This window comes from Nonomuraea sp. NPDC049158 (assembly GCF_040648335.1).
GTDB lineage: Bacteria > Actinomycetota > Actinomycetes > Streptosporangiales > Streptosporangiaceae > Nonomuraea.
Genome location: NZ_JBEZDM010000025.1, coordinates 1 through 15,165 on the forward strand (window position 1 = coordinate 1; position 15,165 = coordinate 15,165).

Genomic DNA, 15,165 nt, shown 5'->3' on the forward strand with positions numbered 1-15,165 from the left:
CGCTGTAGTGGCGCGGGTCCGAGTCCAGCCACTGCTCGGCGGGTACGAACCGGTCTCCGTCCCGGCACAGCGCGCAGGGCGCCGGCCCGGCGGCGCGCCATTTTCCGTCAGGAGGGGTACGTGCCGCCTCGCTCCGTTGATACGCACTCGCGTATTGTGGGGAAAACTTCCCCCTGAGCTATCGAGGGGGATATGAACATGCGACGCGTCCTTGCCCTTGTCACGCTGGCCACATCGGCCGCTGCCTGCATGAGTGCGCCGACGAAGCCGGCCGTGGACGGAGGCACCGGCGCCGCCCAGCAGATCGCCTGGGGACCGTGCACGGACCTCAAGCGGCCCGACGGGCAGCGACCGGCCAGGCAGGACACCTCGGTGCGGTGCGCCAAGCTGGCGGTGCCCCTCGATTACGCCGCTCCCGATGGCGACAAGATCGAGATGGCGCTGATCAAGGTCCCCGCCACCGACCAGAGCAAGCGGCTGGGCTCGCTGGTGTTCAACTTCGGCGGCCCGGGAGGCTCCGGCGTCGACACTCTTGACCAGGCCGCCAAGTCGCTGTCCAGCCTGCGCTCCCGCTATGACCTGGTCAGCTTCGACCCGCGCGGCGTGGAGCGGAGCTCGGGGGTGCGCTGCGGCGACAGCGCCGAGCTGGACAAGTACATGGCCCTCGACACGCTGCCCGACACCGAGCAGACCCGCGCGGAGGGCGACGCGGCCAACAAGCAGCTGGCCCAGCTCTGTGAGAAGGACTCCGGCAAGATCCTGCCGTACGTCGGCACGGTCAACGCCGCCCGCGACATGGACCGGCTGCGCGCCGCGCTGGGCGACGACAAGCTCAACTACGTCGGCATGTCGTACGGCACGCAGCTCGGCGCCGTCTACGCCACCAAGTTCCCCCAGAAGGTGGGCCGCATGGTGCTCGACGCCCCGCTCGATCCCACGGTCACCTTCGAGCAGCGCACCCTGGCCCAGACCCGCGGCTTCCAGCACGCCTACCAGAGCTTCCTGAAGTCCTGCGTCAAGGACCGCTGCGAGGTCGGCAAGGACGTGCCGACCGCCGCCGCGAACGTCGGCCGGCTGATGAACCAGCTCGCCGCCAAGCCGCTCAAGGTCGGCCAGCGCGACCTCACCCAGGGTCTGGCCTCCACCGGCGTCGCCGCCGCGCTCTACTCCGAGTTCGCCTGGCCGTTCCTGGGCAACGCGCTCGGCGCGGCGCTCAAGGGCCAGGGGCAGGCGCTGATGTACCTGGCCGACTCCTACACCGGACGGGCGCAGGACGGCACGTACTCCACGCAGATGACCAGCTTCCCGGCCATCACCTGCGCCGACACCTCCGAACGGCCCGACCTGGCCACGCTGCGGCACACCGAGGACGCGGCCGTGAAGATCTCGCCGCTGTTCGGCAGCGAGGGCCCCGGCGGGCTGTGCACTGTCTGGCCGGTCAAGGGCGACGACGAGGCCAAGCACGTCGACGCGACCGGCTCGGCGCCGATCGTGGTGGTGGGCGGCACGGGCGACCCCGCCACGCCGTACGAGTGGGCGCCCAAGCTGACCGCGCAGCTCAAGACGGCCACGCTGGTCACGTACGAGGGCGAGGGGCACGGCGCGTACCTGTCGGGCAACAAGTGCGTCAAGCGGTTCGTCGACTCCTACCTGCTGGCCGGGAAGATGCCCGAGCGGGGTGCCACCTGCAAGTCGGTCTGATCTAGTCTCGGTCACGTGACGGACTATCCCCGGCTGGTGGAGAGCGAGAGCGCGCGGCTGGCCGAGCTGGCCACCGGCGCCGATCCCGGCACCCCGGTGCCGCATTGTCCCGGCTGGACCCTGGCGGACCTGATCACGCACGTCGGCACGCTGCACCGGTGGGTGGTGCACATCGTGGAGACGGGCCGGCAGGAGCCGATCTGGTCCCGCCAGGTGCCCAACGGCCTGGCCGAGGGGCAGCGCGGCGATCCGGCCTGGCTGGGCTCGGGCGCCCGGGAGCTGGTCGCCACGCTGCGCGAGACCGACCCGGACACGCCCGTCTGGGCCTGGGGCGGCGATCAGCGCGTGAGCTGGTGGGCCCGCCGGATGCTGTTCGAGCTGGTCGTGCACCGCTGTGACGCCGAGCAAGCGGTCGGCGTGGCGCCCGTCGTCGAGGCGCCGGTCGCGATCGACGGGATCGAGGAGTTCCTGGAGGCCCTGCCGTACGCGTTCTGGGTGGCCAAGCGCCTGGCGGCGCTCGACGCGGAGGGGGCCACGATCCACCTCCACGCGAGCGACGCCGACGGCGAATGGACCCTCACCCAGGGCCCGGCGGGCCGGATCAGCTGGGCGCGCGGCCACGCCAAGGGCGACGTCGCCGTCCAGGGCCCGGTGAGCGACCTGCTGCTGATGTTGTACGGCAGGCGCTCCCCGGACGCGCTGACCGTCCACGGCGACCGCGCCTTCCTTGACCGCTGGCTGGCGACCGCCGCGCTGTGATCAGCCCGCAAAATCAAGCCGCTGAATCAGCCCGCTGTATCAGGCCGCGGTGATCAACGGTGAGGCCCTGGACGCGCCGCCACTCGGCGGTCGGCGGCGTGTCCAGGGCGGGTGACCGCTCGCCAGAGCGGCTCGCGCGCGTGCCCCGGTCGGCGGGGAAGGTGCCTTCCTGGGTGCACGCCCGGCCAGGTCACCTGCGGTGGAAGACCCCGAAGAGGTTGCCGGAGCCGTCCTGGAGGTAGGCGAAGTCGGTGCCCGCGGCGTCGTCGATGACCTTCGTGACGACCTTGCCGCCGAGCGACTCGGTCTCGCGGCACTTCTGCTCCACGTCGGCCACCTCCACATGGAAGATCGCGTGGCCGGGGAACTCGCCCTTGGTGTTGTAGAGGCCGCCTCCGGGCTGCTCACCACCCGGATAACCGATCATCCGGTAGTCGATCGGCCCGCCCTCGGAAGCCGCGAACGTCCAGCCGAACAGCCCGCCATAGAACCGCTGGGCACCTTCGGGGTCGTCGGTCGCGACCTCGAACCAGGTAACCGTGTTGTCCATCGTTGTCTCCCTGCTTTCTCGAACAAGACAACGATCTAACGGATGGGCGACAACCCTATGTCGGTGTTTTCGAATGATTAATCGAGCACCGCGCCGTGCACGAACATGTCCGGGATGTCAGTGGAGAACCTCTCCAGCGGCCGGTCGGGGCAGCGCTCGGCGATCACCGAGGCCGAGGCGATCCGGTCGAGGCGGAAGACCCGTACGTCATCGCGCAGGCGGCACCACGCCACGAGATACCAGAAACCACCGCGACCGCCCAGGAACACACCGGGCTCGACGTCGCGCGAGGTCAACGCACCCTTGGCGTCGGCGTAGTCGATCCTGAGCAGGCGCCGCCGCTGCAGGGCCTCCTCGATCGCCCGGGAGATGCCCTCGCCGCCCAGTGGCTGGATCTCGGCGCCCGGCTCGGCGGCCGGGCTGACCATCCGCACCCGGCGCGCCAGCTCCCTGGCCAGCTCGCCCTCCCGCCCCGGCATGGCCGCGACCACCTTGCGCAGCGCGCTGCGCGCCTGCCTGCCGAACGGCTGGTCACCCGCCCGGCTCAGCGCCACGGCGATGGCGACCGCCTCGGCGGGGGTGAAGTTGAGCGGGGGTAACGACATCTTCTTGTCGATCGCGTAGCCGCCCTTGCGCCCCGGTTGGGCGTAGATCGGCACCCCCGACTCCTGCAGCGCGATGATGTCGCGCTCGATCGTGCGGGCGCTGACCTCGAACCGCTTGGCCAGCTCGCGGGCCGAACGGCAGCGTGGCGAGATCGCGCGCAGGTCCTCGACGAGCGCGTAGAGCCGGTCGGTACGGTTCACACTCGTGACGTTACGCCGCGCCACCGACAATCGCGGGTCGCAAACCCCTTACCAGGCAGGCGATCCCGGTTCAAGCGTGACACGCCAGCACATGACACCCCGGCAGAGATCCAAGCGTGACACGCCAGCACATGACACGTCGGCAGAGGCCCAAGCGTGACGCGCCGGCCTGGGTTCAAGCGTGACGCGCCAGCAGGTCGGCGAGCGGCCAGGTGTTGACGATCCGCGCCGCCTCGATGCCGCACTGGGCCGCGCGCTCGCAGCCGTGGCGCTGCCAGTCGAGCTGGCCGGGCGCGTGCGCGTCGGAGTCGATCGCGAAGTCGCAGCCCATCTCGTAGGCCAGCCGCAGCAGCCGTTTGGGCGGGTCGAGCCGGTCGGGCCGCGAGTTGATCTCGACCGCGACCCCGAACCGGCGGCACGCCTCGAAGACCAGCTCGGCGTCGAAGTCCGACTCCGGCCGCACCCGCCCCCGCCGGCCGCCCGCCTGCACGACCCGCCCCGTGCAGTGGCCGAGCACGTCCACGTGCGGGTTCGAGATCGCCGTCACCATCCTGCGTGTCATCTCATGACCGCTCATCCGCAGCTTGGAGTGCACGCTGGCCACCACCACGTCGAGCCGCTCCAGCAGCTCGGGCTCCTGGTCCAGGGTGCCGTCCAGGTTGATGTCGACCTCCACACCGGTCAGGATCCTGAACGGCGCGAACCGCTCGTTGAGCCGTTCGACCTGGTCGAGCTGCGCTTTGAGCCGGTCGGCGGACAGCCCGTTGGCCACGGTCAGGCGGGGCGAGTGGTCGGTCAGCGCCCAGTACGCGTGGCCGAGCGCCTCGGCCGCCTCGGCCATCTCCTCGATCGGCGAGCCGCCGTCGGACCAGTCCGAGTGGCTGTGCAGGTCGCCCTTGAGCGCCGTCCTGAGCGCCGCGGTCGCGTCGTCGAGGTCGGCGCCCTCGGTGGCCCGCATCCTGCGCAGGTACGTGGGCACGTCGCCGTCCAGCGCCTCGGTGATCGCCAGGGCGGTGACCTTGCCGATGCCCGGCAGATCGGTCAGGCCGCCGACCCGCGCCAGCCGTACCAGCTCGTCGGGGGGCAGGTCGGTGACCACGGCGGCGGCGTTGCGGAAGGCCCGCACGCGGTAGGTGGGCTCGCCGGCCCGTTCGAGCAGGTAGGCGATCTCGCGCAGCGCCTCGACGGGTGTCATGTGTTGATATCTACCCAAGCCGCGGGCAAGCGGCCGGTGGTAGGCATTGAAGCGTTACGACGTGCGGCTATAGGCTGTTCGGCCAACGAAAGCAGGAGCTTGATGGGTTACTCGCCGCCCGTGCCGCCTCCCTCGCCGGAGGCCCCCAAGCGGTCGATGGCGTCGAAGGTGGTCACGCTGTCCGTCCTCGGCATCGTGTCCGTTCTCTTGGTGGGCTACTGCTCGGCCCAGAACGACGACGACGTGACGGCCGACTGCGTCGACATGAACAACCAGCTGAGCGACGGCTCGTACGAGGTCGTCGACGAGTCCCTCTGCGACGATGACGACGACGGCACCTCCCACTTCTACGGCGGCTCACGCGGCGCCTACCACTGGTACTACGGCGGCACCAGGATCGGCACGCGCGTCCGCGCCGGCACCAGCTACCGCCCCTCCGACGTGAACATCTCCAGCCGCAAGGGCCGCGACATCCAGCGCGGCGGCTTCGGCAGCCACTGGAGCGGCGGCGGCTGACGGTGCGACGCGAACACGGCATCCCCAGGGACGGCTGGGAGAAGACGATCGAGAGCCATGGGCTGGCCTACCACCGGGCCGCCCATCCGGAGGGGCTCACCCGGCCCTACTGGGACGAGTCCATCCACTACGTCTTCTCGCTGGCGGAGGTCGAGGCGCTGGAGGAGCAGGTCGAGGAGCTCCACGGGATGTGCCTTCGGGCCGTCGAGCACGTCGTCTCGACCGGGCGCTACGCCGACTTCGCCATCCCCGCCTGGGCGCACGAGGACGTGGCGCGCTCCTGGGAGCGGCGTGACCCGTACCTGTACGCCCGCTTCGACCTGCGCTACGACGGCACAGGGCCGGCCAAACTGCTGGAGTACAACGCCGACACGCCCACCTCCCTGGTCGAGTCGTCGGTGGCGCAGTGGTTCTGGCTCAAGGACGTCCACCCGGCGGACGACCAGTGGAACTCCCTCCACGAGCGGCTCGTGGACCGCTGGCGGGAGCTGACCCTGCCCGCGGGGCCCGTCCACTTCGCCTGGACGAACATGGACGAGACCGGCGAGGAGGCGATGACCCTGGCCTACCTCCAGGAGACCGCCGAGCAGGCCGGGCTGAGCACGGTCGCCGTCGCCATGGAGGACATCGGCTGGGACGCGCTCAATCGCCGCTTCGTCGACGTCGAGGAGCGGATGATCCGCTCGGCGTTCAAGCTCTACCCATGGGAGTGGATGCTGGCCGACCCGTTCGGGCGGCACGCCGTCCGGCACGCGACCTGGATCGAGCCCCTGTGGAAGACGCTGCTGTCGAACAAGGCGCTGCTGGCCGTCCTCTGGGAGCTCTACCCGGACCACCCCAACCTGCTGCCCGCCTATCTCGACGGTCCCCGCGACCTGGACTCCTACATCGCCAAGCCGCTCCTGGGCAGGGAGGGCGCGTCGATGCGCATCGTCACGCCGGACGGCACCCAGGAGACGCCCGGCTCCTACGGTCAGGAAGGCTACGTCTACCAGGGGTTCGACGCCCTGCCCGACTTCGAAGGCGAGCGGCCGGTGCTCGGCGCCTGGGTGATCGCCGACGAGGCCGCCGGAATGGGTATCAGAGAGACTACTGGCCTGATCACCGACGACACCTCTTCCTTCGTCCCTCACCGAATCGAGCACCCATGACCCTGCTGGAAACCCTCGCCCGCGGCGCGGGCGCCATCGCCGCCTACGCCGCCGTGGGCGTCGTGCTGCTCATCGTCGGCTTCTACGTGATCGACCTCGCCACACCGGGCAAGCTGAGCTCGGTCATCCGCACCGAGCGCAACCCCAACGCCACGCTGCTGGCCACCTCGGCGCTGGCCGCGGTGGGCCTGATCGTCGCGGCCTCCATCTGGTCCTCGGGCGGCCGGCTCACCGAGGGTCTGGCGGGCACGGTGGTCTTCGGGCTGGTCGGCATCGTGGTGCAGACCGTCGCGATGCTCGTCTTCGACAAGCTGGTCGGCATCTCGGTACGTGACCTGGTCAAGGAGCCCGAGCTGCAGCCGGGCGCCCGGCTGCTCGCCGTCACCCACGTCGCCATCGGGCTCATCACCGCCGTCGCGGTCATCTGACCCAGGCCCCGCTGTGACCTCGGCCGTGCTCGCGTCGCGGTCATCCGACCCAGACCCCGCCCTCGGCCGTGCTCGCGTCGCGGTCATCTGACTCCACCTGGCACTCTAGGAGACGTGACAGATCGGACCCGGGAGGACACCACGCGCAGGCTGGAGCGGGCCATGGGCTCGCTCGGCACTGCGGCCATGGCGCGTATGGACGATCAGCTGCCGTGGTTCCGCGCCCTCAGCGCCGAGGACCGCTCCTGGGTGGGACTCGTGGCGCAGGCCGGCATCGCCGCGTTCGTGGAGTGGTTCCAGCACGCGGGCGAGAACCGGCCCACGCCCAGCATCGAGTTCTTCGGCACCGCGCCGCGCGAGCTGAAGCGGTCGATCTCCCTGCAGCAGACCGTCGACATCGTCAGGGTCGTCGTGGAGGTGGTCGAGGCGCAGACCGACGAGCTGGCCGCGCCGGGCGGCGAGGACCAGCTGGAGCAGGCCATGCTCCGCTACACCCGCGACGTGGCCTTCGCCGCCGCCCACGTCTACGCCCGCGAGGCGGAGGCCAGGGGCTCGTGGGACGCCCGCCTGGAGGCGCTGATCGTCGACGCGCTGGTGCGCGGCGAGGTCGACGACGGGCTGCACTCCTGGGCCGCCGCGCTGGGCTGGACCTCCTCCCCCGTCGTCGTGATCGCCGGCCGCGCCCCTGAGGGCGACCCGCGCGCGGTGATCGACGGGCTGCGCGAGAAGGGCCGCCGCATCGGCATGGACCTGCTCGCCGGCGTGCAGGCCGACCGGCTGATCGTGATCGTGGGCGGCGCCGACAGCGTGGACGCCGCGGCCAAGCAGGTCGTGGCCCGTTTCGGGGAGGGGTCGATCGTCATCGGCCCGGAGGTGCCCGACCTGCACGCCGCCGCCAGATCGGCCAAGGCGGCGCTGGCCGGGCTGAAGGCGTCGTCCGGCTGGCCCGACGCGCCCCGCCCGGTGCACGCCGACGACCTGCTCGCCGAGCGGGCGCTCGACGGCGACGACGACGCCAGAGAACAGCTCATCGAGAACGTCTACCTCCCGCTCGCCGGCACCCCGCTGCTCGATACGCTGGCCACCTACCTGGAGCAGGGCACCTCGCTGGAGGCCACCGCCCGGCTGCTGTTCGTCCACCCCAACACCGTGCGCTACCGGCTCAAGAAGATCACCGAGCTGACCGGCTACCAGCCCACCGAGGGCAGGTCGGCCTTCACCTTGCAGGTGGGACTGATTCTCGGCAGGCTTTCGGAGAGCGCTGTCACCTGGCGCGCCCTAACGTAATTCCCCCGAAACCCCCACTGTAGGGTTCCTACAAAACCCCTGGGACCAAGTTCGTACGGATCCTTATCCTCGTGTCGAACCTCTACAGGGCAGTGTGGATTGTGTGCTTGTACTCGTCGCCCCGGGCCAAGGTGCCCAGACTCCAGGCTTCCTGACGCCCTGGCTCGAACTCCCCGGCTTCGCGGATCGGCTGTCCGCGTGGTCCGAGGTCGTGGGCCTCGATCTGATCACCTATGGGACCAAGGCCGACGCCGACGAGATCCGTGACACCGCGGTCGCCCAGCCGCTGCTCGTGGCCGCCGCGCTGGCCTCGGCCGAGGTGCTCGGCGTGACCCCCGACCTGCTGGCGGGCCACAGCGTCGGCGAGTTCGCCACGGCGGCGCTGGCCGGCGTGCTGACCCCCGAGCAGGCGCTGTCGCTGGTGCGCGAGCGCGCCCAGGCCATGGCCAAGGCCGCCGCCGTCACCGAGACCGGCATGACCGCGGTGCTCGGCGGCGTGGAGGAGGAGGTGCTGGCCGCCCTCGACAAGCACGGCCTGACCCCCGCCAACGTCAACGGCGCCGGCCAGATCGTCGCGGGTGGCACGCTGGAGCAGCTGGCCGCCTTCAAGGAGGACGGCCCGGCCCGCGCCAGGCTGATCGCGCTCTCCGTAGCGGGCGCCTTCCACACCGTGCACATGGCCCCGGCCGTCGACCACCTGCGCACGGCCGCCGAGAGCATCACCCCCGCCGACCCGCGGGTCAAGCTGCTGTCCAACGCCGACGGCGAGGTCGTCACCGACGGCGCCGTGCTGATGCGGCGGCTGATCGACCAGGTCAGCAGCCCCGTACGCTGGGACCGCTGCATGGCCACGATGGCCGACCTGGGCGTGACCGGGATGATCGAGCTGCTGCCGGGCGGCACGCTGACCGGCCTGGCCAAGCGCGCGCTACGGGGCGTACGCACCGTGGCGCTGAAGACACCCGACGATCTAGACGCGGCCAGGGAGCTGACCAAGTGAGGATTCCCGACATCGCCCCGGGCGCCAAGGTGCTGGCCCTCGGCCACTACCAGCCGTCCAACGTCGTCACCAACGACGACCTGGCCAAGACCATGGACACCAACGACGAGTGGATCCAGTCCCGGGTCGGGATCAAGGAACGCCGGGTCGCCGGCGCCACCGAGTCCGTCGAGGACATGGCCGTGCAGGCCGGCGGCAAGGCGCTGGCCGCCAGCGGCCTGTCGGCCGGTGACATCGACCTGGTCATCGTCGCCACCTGCACGCTGGAGAGCCAGATCCCCAACGCCTCGGCCGTCGTGGCCCACCGCCTGGGCATCAAGGCGCCAGGCGCGTTCGACGTGAACGCCGCCTGCGCCGGCTTCTGCTTCGCGCTCGGCGTGGCCAGCTCCGCGATCCGCGCCGGCTCGGCCAGGCACGTGCTGGTCATCGGCGCCGAGAAGCTGTCCCAGTGGATCGACTGGACCGACAGGTCCACCGCCGTGATCTTCGCCGACGGCGCGGGCGCCGCGGTGGTGGGCCCCGCCGACACGCCCGGCATCGGGCCGGTCGTCTGGGGCAGCTCGGGCGACAAGTCCGACGCGATCATCGTCAACGACCGCAACGACTCCCTCCACCAGGAGGGTCAGACCGTGTTCCGCTGGGCCACCACCGCGCTGCACCCGGTGGCCAAGGAGGCCTGCGAGCGCGCCGGGGTCGACCCCTCGGAGCTGGCGGCCTTCGTACCTCACCAGGCCAACCTGCGCATCATCGAGGCGATCGCCCGCAAGATCGGCGCCGACCAGGCCGTCATCGCACGCGACATCGTGACCGCCGGCAACACCTCCGCCGCGTCCATCCCGCTCGCGCTCTCGCGCATGCTGGAGCGTGGCGAGGTGCGCTCGGGTGAGCTCGCGCTCATCCTCGGCTTCGGCGCGGGCCTGACCTATGCGGGTCAGGTCATCGAGATTCCGTAGGATCCGGTACGGCTCGTGCCGTACCTATCGGAGCTTGTACGGCCTGAGCCGTACAGAACCAGAAAACACCAAAGGAGAAATAGCGACATGGCTGCCACCGAGCAGGAGATCCTCGAGGGCCTCGGCAAGATCATCAACGAGATCACCGGTATTCCGGTGAGCGACGTCACCCCCGAGAAGAACTTCGTGGACGACCTCGACATCGACTCCCTGTCCATGGTCGAGATCGCCGTGGCCGCCCAGGACGAGTTCGGCGTCGAGATCCCGGACGACCAGCTCAAGAACCTGAAGACGGTCAAGGACGTCCTTACCTTCATCCAGAACTGATCTCACACCCAACCTGATCGACAAGGAGCGCGAAACGTGAGTGCAAACCGGGTACGTGTCGTGGTCACCGGGCTCGGCGCGACGACGCCCGTCGGTGGAGACGTCACCTCGACCTGGTCGGCGCTCCTCGCCGGTCAGTCGGGCGTCGAGAGCATCACCGCGGACTGGATCGACACCGTCCCCGTGAAGTTCGCGGGGACGGCCGCGGTCGATCCGACCGAGGTGCTGCCCAGGCCCGAGGCCCGTCGCCTCGACCGCAGCGAGCAGTTCGCCATGGTCGCCGCGCGCGAGGCCTGGCAGGACGCGGGCGCCCCCGAGGTGGCGCCCGAGCGGCTCGGCGTCGTGGTGTCCTCCGGCATCGGCGGCATCACCACCACGCTGTCCGCCTACGACACCTACAAGGAGCGGGGCTGGAACCGGCTCTCGCCCTTCACCGTGCCGATGCTGATGCCCAACGGCCCGGCCGCCTGGATCGGTCTCGATCGCGGCGCCCAGGCCGGCGTGCACGCGACCGTGTCGGCCTGCGCGTCCGGCGCGGAGGCCATCGGCTACGCGATGGACATGATCAGGTCCGGCCGCGCCGACGTGGTGATCGCGGGCGGCACCGAGGCGGCGATCCACGGCCTGAACGTGGCCGCCTTCGCCGCCGCGCGCGCCATGTCCACCCGCAACGACGACCCCGCGGGCGCCTCGCGGCCGTGGGACCGCGATCGCGACGGGTTCGTGCTCGGCGAGGGCGCGGGCATCATCGTGCTCGAGTCCGAGGAGTACGCCCGTGCGCGCGGCGCGCGGATCTACGCCTACGCCTCGGGCGTCGGCTACTCCGCCGACTCCCACCACATCACCCAGCCCGAGCCGGAGGGCCGGGGCATCAGCATGGCGATGACCCAGGCGCTCACCGACGCGGGCGTCACCGGCCAGGACGTCAAGCACGTCAACGCGCACGCCACCTCCACCCCGGCGGGCGACGTCATCGAGGTGCAGGCGGTGGCCAAGGCCATCGGCACGCACCCGCTGGTCACCTCGACCAAGTCCATGACCGGCCACCTGCTGGGCGGCGCGGGCGGCATCGAGTCGGTCTTCACGATCAAGGCGCTCCAGGAGCGCATCGTGCCGGCCACCATCAACCTGGACAGTCTCGACGACGGCATCGAGGTGGACCTCGTCTACGGCGAGAACCGCCCGCTGCCGGAAGGCGACATCGCCGCGGTCAACAACTCGTTCGGATTCGGCGGTCACAACGTGGCAGTCGTGTTCAAGGGGGCCTAAATGACTGTGCTCGACAATCGGGTGACGCCACAGGACCCTGATCAAGAGCCCGCTGATCCCCGCGATCCCATCGTCAGACTGACCGCGCTGCTCGACGAGGGCTCGCTGCGGTTGATCACTCCCGAGGACAAGAGCGGCATAGTGGCCGCCACGGGCCGCGTCGAAGGCGTCCCCATCGTCGCTTTCTGCAGTGACGCCCGCTTCCAGGGCGGCGCGATGGGCGGCGAGGGCTGCGAGCACATCGTGCACGCCTACGACGTGGCCGTCCGCGAACGGGTGCCGGTCATCGGGATCTGGCACTCCGGCGGTGCGCGACTCGCCGAAGGCGTCGAGTCGTTGCACGCCGTCGGCCGGGTATTCGCCGCGATGACCAAGGCCTCGGGCGTGGTCCCGCAGATCTCCGTGGTCGTCGGGCCCGCCGCCGGCGGCGCCGCCTACGGCCCGGCGCTGACCGACCTGGTGATCCTGGCCGACTCCGGCCGCATCTTCGTCACCGGCCCCGACGTGGTCCGCAGCGTCACCGGCGAGGACGTCACCAGCGCCGCCCTGGGCGGCCCCGAGCCGCACAGCAAGCGCAGCGGCGTCGTCCACGTCATCACCAAGTCCGAGACCGACGCGCTGCTGCGCGCGCGGCAGCTGGCCGTGCTCCTCGGCCACCAGGGACGGGTGCGCACGACGGGCATCGACGAGGTCGACTTCTCCACGCTGCTGCCGGAGTCGGCGCGGCGGGCATACGACGTCAAGCCGCTGGTCAACGGCCTGCTCGACGAGCCGGGCATCGAGCTGCACCCCAAGTGGGCGCCGAACATCGTCACGTCGCTGGGCCGCCTCGGTGGCCGGACGGTCGGCGTGATCGCCAACAACCCGATGCGGCTGGGTGGCTGCCTCGACGCCACGTCCGCCGAGAAAGCTGCCCGCTTCGTTCGTATGTGTGACGCTTTCGGGGTCCCATTGGTTGTCCTGGTCGACGTGCCCGGTTATCTCCCGGGTGTCGGACAGGAGCACGACGGCGTGGTCCGCCGCGGTGCCAAGCTGCTGCACGCCTTCGCCGAGGCGTCGGTGCCGCGCGTCACGCTGGTCACGCGCAAGGCGTACGGCGGCGCGTACATCGCCATGAACTCCCGCGCGCTGGGCGCCACCAAGGTGTTCGCCTGGCCGACGACCGAGGTCGCGGTCATGGGCGCGGTCGCGGCGGTGCGCATCCTGAAGCGGCGCGAGCTGGCCGCGGCCCCCGAAGAGGAGCGGGCCGAGCTGGAGCAGCGGCTGGCCGAGGAGCACGAGAAGCTGGCCGGCGGGCTCGAGCGGGCGCGCCAGCTGGGCGTGATCGACGAGGTCATCAAGCCGGAGGAGACCCGGGGGGCGATCGCCAAGGTCCTCGCCCAGGCCACCCCGGCCAGGGGTGCCCACGGGAACATCCCCCTGTAGTCGTATGAGAAGGGCCCCGCACCTCCTGGGTGCGGGGCCCTTTCACGTTCAGGCGGCCTCGTGCGGGTCTCAGACGGCGGCGTGCAGCCAGCGGACGGGCGCGCCGTCGCCCGCGTATCTGAACGGCTCCAGCTCCTCGTCCCACGGCCGGCCGAGCAGCTTGTCCAGCTCGTCCTCCAGCACCGCACGCCCCTGGGCGGCCATCATCATCGCGGTGCGGAGCCGGTCCTCGGGGATCATGATGTCCCCCGCGGCCCCGACGACCGCGCTGAAGGCGCCGAGCGTCGGCGTATAGGCATGGCGGGACCCGTCGACGCCCGGTGAGGCGTCCTCGGTGATCTCGAACCGGATGCGCTGCCAGCCCATGAGGGAGGAGGTGATGGCCGCCGCGATGCCCGGACGACCCTCCCACTCCGCCTGCGCCCGCACGACATTGGGCGCGGCGGGTTGCGGCGTCCACGTCAGGTCCACGGGTACGCCAAGAACACCCGCGACCGCCCATTCGATATGAGGGCACAGCGCGGGCTGAGCTGAGTGGACGTAGAGCACGCCACAAGCAGACACCGGACCTCCCGATTCGGTACGAGGTGCGCCTTCCCCAACGGCCTCGCCCCGGGATGATCACAAGTGACTAGGGAGAGACTACCGTCGGTCGCTACCGGGCACCAGAGGGCGGCCATACCAACTTGGTGCCGCAGTGGCGTGTGACACGCGGGTGAGCGCGGAAAGATACCCGCTCATGGACATCCAATCTGTCGGCGAGTCGCTCATCCGGCAAGGTCAGATACTGACCGACCGGGACGCGCTGTCCGCCGCGGCTCGCTGGACTCAGGCCGTCGCCGACGCCGACGGCGTCTGCGTGATCCACCTGTCACCTGGCGTCGACCCCATCGAGATCACCATGGACCTGCGGGAGCGCGGCTTCAGAGCCTCTCCCAACCATCTGCTCACGGGGCAGCCGCTGTTCTGGGGCGGCCCGGCGTCCCGGCCGTTCCCCACCTCGGCCGTGCCGTACAAACCGGGCAGAGCGCGGTCGGACGTGGTCGTCGGTCTGCTCGACACCGGGATCGCCCCGCACCCGTGGTGGGCCGACAGCGATTGGTACAAAGAGCAGCCCGGGGACGACGCCGAGACGCTCGAAGGTCCCCAGGCGGGCCACGGGACCTTCCTCGCCGGGCTGCTGCTGCGCCAGGCGCCGGGCGTGTCACTGCGGGCATGGCGGGTGCTCGACGGGCAGGGCGTCGGCGACGAGGCGGGCGTGGTCCGCGCCCTCAACCGGCTGCGCGAACGCGCGCCACAGGTCCTGAACCTCTCCTTCGGCTGCCACACCTTCGACGACCGGCCGCCGCCCCTCCTGGCCGACGCGCTGCGGAGCCTGACCGACACCGTCACGGTGGCCTGCGCGGGCAACACCGCGAGCGACCGGCCGTTCTGGCCGGCCGCGCTGTCGGAGGTCGTGGGCGTGGGCGCGGTCGACCCGACGCAGGAGCACCGGGCGCCGTTCTCCGCCTACGGCTCCTGGGTCGACGCGTGCGCCCGTGGCGAGTGGCTGGCCAGCAGCTTCCTGGAGCGCGACGACTTCACCGGCTACGCCGTCTGGAGCGGCACCTCCTTCGCCACGGCCCTGGTCGCGGGCGCCATCGCGGCCGCCGCCAAGGACCTGCCCGTCAAGGAGGCGGCCGGGCGAGTCCTTGACCCTGAGACGACCCGGCAAATTCCCGATCTGGGAGTTCTCATCAGGTCGAGTCTGTAGAGTTTACGCTCAGTCCTCGGCCAATCACGAGGAGGCAGGGTGGCC

General features: G+C 70.7%; 16 protein-coding genes. 12 read left to right on the top strand and 4 right to left on the bottom strand.

Features of this window, described 5'->3' with window-relative positions; translation table 11 throughout:
• Positions 1 to 198 precede the first annotated feature (198 nt).
• Complete coding sequence (locus AB0B61_RS39060) at positions 199 to 1,701, top strand: alpha/beta hydrolase (protein ID WP_358443259.1); 1,503 nt, start codon at positions 199 to 201, stop codon at positions 1,699 to 1,701.
• A 15-nt stretch (positions 1,702 to 1,716) separates the two neighbouring features.
• Positions 1,717 to 2,460, top strand: a complete 744-nt coding sequence (locus AB0B61_RS39065) for a maleylpyruvate isomerase family mycothiol-dependent enzyme (RefSeq protein ID WP_358443261.1) — start codon at positions 1,717 to 1,719, stop codon at positions 2,458 to 2,460.
• Positions 2,461 to 2,650: 190 nt separating this feature from the next.
• On the opposite strand, the gene AB0B61_RS39070 is transcribed toward AB0B61_RS39065, so the two are convergent.
• From AB0B61_RS39070 to AB0B61_RS39080, 3 genes are all read right to left on the bottom strand, one after another.
• Entirely contained in the window at positions 2,651 to 3,010 is a 360-nt protein-coding gene (locus tag AB0B61_RS39070) for a VOC family protein (RefSeq protein ID WP_358443264.1), read from the bottom strand.
• A gap of 77 nt (positions 3,011 to 3,087) precedes the next feature.
• On the bottom strand, positions 3,088 to 3,816 hold the full coding sequence (locus tag AB0B61_RS39075) for a YafY family protein (RefSeq protein WP_358443267.1): 729 nt from the start codon (positions 3,814 to 3,816) through the stop codon (positions 3,088 to 3,090).
• Between the two features lie 175 nt (positions 3,817 to 3,991).
• Positions 3,992 to 5,011, bottom strand: a complete 1,020-nt coding sequence (locus tag AB0B61_RS39080) for a PHP domain-containing protein (protein ID WP_358443269.1) — start codon at positions 5,009 to 5,011, stop codon at positions 3,992 to 3,994.
• 102 nt (positions 5,012 to 5,113) lie between these two features.
• Between AB0B61_RS39080 and AB0B61_RS39085 the strand changes: the two genes are divergently transcribed.
• The 9 genes from AB0B61_RS39085 to AB0B61_RS39125 all read left to right on the top strand — a co-directional run bounded on the left by AB0B61_RS39085 (position 5,114) and on the right by AB0B61_RS39125 (position 13,367).
• Complete coding sequence (locus AB0B61_RS39085) at positions 5,114 to 5,527, top strand: hypothetical protein (protein WP_358443271.1); 414 nt, start codon at positions 5,114 to 5,116, stop codon at positions 5,525 to 5,527.
• A gap of 2 nt (positions 5,528 to 5,529) precedes the next feature.
• The gene (locus AB0B61_RS39090) at positions 5,530 to 6,678 is read left to right on the top strand and encodes a glutathionylspermidine synthase family protein (protein WP_358443274.1); all 1,149 of its coding nucleotides are present in this window, start codon (positions 5,530 to 5,532) and stop codon (positions 6,676 to 6,678) included.
• The gene (locus AB0B61_RS39095; RefSeq protein ID WP_225289003.1) at positions 6,675 to 7,106 is read left to right on the top strand and encodes a DUF350 domain-containing protein; all 432 of its coding nucleotides are present in this window, start codon (positions 6,675 to 6,677) and stop codon (positions 7,104 to 7,106) included. Before AB0B61_RS39090 ends, AB0B61_RS39095 begins: the two co-directional genes overlap by 4 nt.
• A 162-nt stretch (positions 7,107 to 7,268) precedes the next feature.
• Complete coding sequence (locus AB0B61_RS39100; RefSeq protein ID WP_358443580.1) at positions 7,269 to 8,393, top strand: helix-turn-helix domain-containing protein; 1,125 nt, start codon at positions 7,269 to 7,271, stop codon at positions 8,391 to 8,393.
• Positions 8,394 to 8,496: 103 nt separating this feature from the next.
• Positions 8,497 to 9,393, top strand: a complete 897-nt coding sequence (locus AB0B61_RS39105) for an ACP S-malonyltransferase (protein WP_358443276.1) — start codon at positions 8,497 to 8,499, stop codon at positions 9,391 to 9,393.
• Positions 9,390 to 10,346, top strand: a complete 957-nt coding sequence (locus tag AB0B61_RS39110) for a beta-ketoacyl-ACP synthase III (RefSeq protein WP_358443278.1) — start codon at positions 9,390 to 9,392, stop codon at positions 10,344 to 10,346. The genes AB0B61_RS39105 and AB0B61_RS39110 overlap by 4 nt, the downstream gene beginning before the upstream one ends.
• 87 nt (positions 10,347 to 10,433) lie before the next feature.
• Positions 10,434 to 10,673 (top strand): acyl carrier protein, encoded by a 240-nt coding sequence (locus AB0B61_RS39115; RefSeq protein WP_357648573.1) that lies wholly within the window; start codon positions 10,434 to 10,436, stop codon positions 10,671 to 10,673.
• Positions 10,674 to 10,709: 36 nt separating this feature from the next.
• The gene (gene fabF / locus AB0B61_RS39120) at positions 10,710 to 11,942 is read left to right on the top strand and encodes a beta-ketoacyl-ACP synthase II (RefSeq protein ID WP_358443279.1); all 1,233 of its coding nucleotides are present in this window, start codon (positions 10,710 to 10,712) and stop codon (positions 11,940 to 11,942) included.
• Positions 11,943 to 13,367 carry a carboxyl transferase domain-containing protein gene (locus AB0B61_RS39125; protein WP_358443282.1) on the top strand — a complete coding sequence of 475 codons (1,425 nt, stop codon included), beginning with the start codon at positions 11,943 to 11,945 and terminating at the stop codon, positions 13,365 to 13,367.
• A 69-nt stretch (positions 13,368 to 13,436) separates the two neighbouring features.
• Here the strand turns inward: AB0B61_RS39125 and AB0B61_RS39130 are convergent, their stop codons facing one another.
• Positions 13,437 to 13,931 carry a DUF3145 domain-containing protein gene (locus AB0B61_RS39130; protein ID WP_357940353.1) on the bottom strand — a complete coding sequence of 165 codons (495 nt, stop codon included), beginning with the start codon at positions 13,929 to 13,931 and terminating at the stop codon, positions 13,437 to 13,439.
• A gap of 175 nt (positions 13,932 to 14,106) precedes the next feature.
• Between AB0B61_RS39130 and AB0B61_RS39135 the strand changes: the two genes are divergently transcribed.
• Positions 14,107 to 15,120 carry a S8/S53 family peptidase gene (locus AB0B61_RS39135; RefSeq protein WP_358443285.1) on the top strand — a complete coding sequence of 338 codons (1,014 nt, stop codon included), beginning with the start codon at positions 14,107 to 14,109 and terminating at the stop codon, positions 15,118 to 15,120.
• The last annotated feature ends 45 nt before the right edge of the window (positions 15,121 to 15,165 follow it).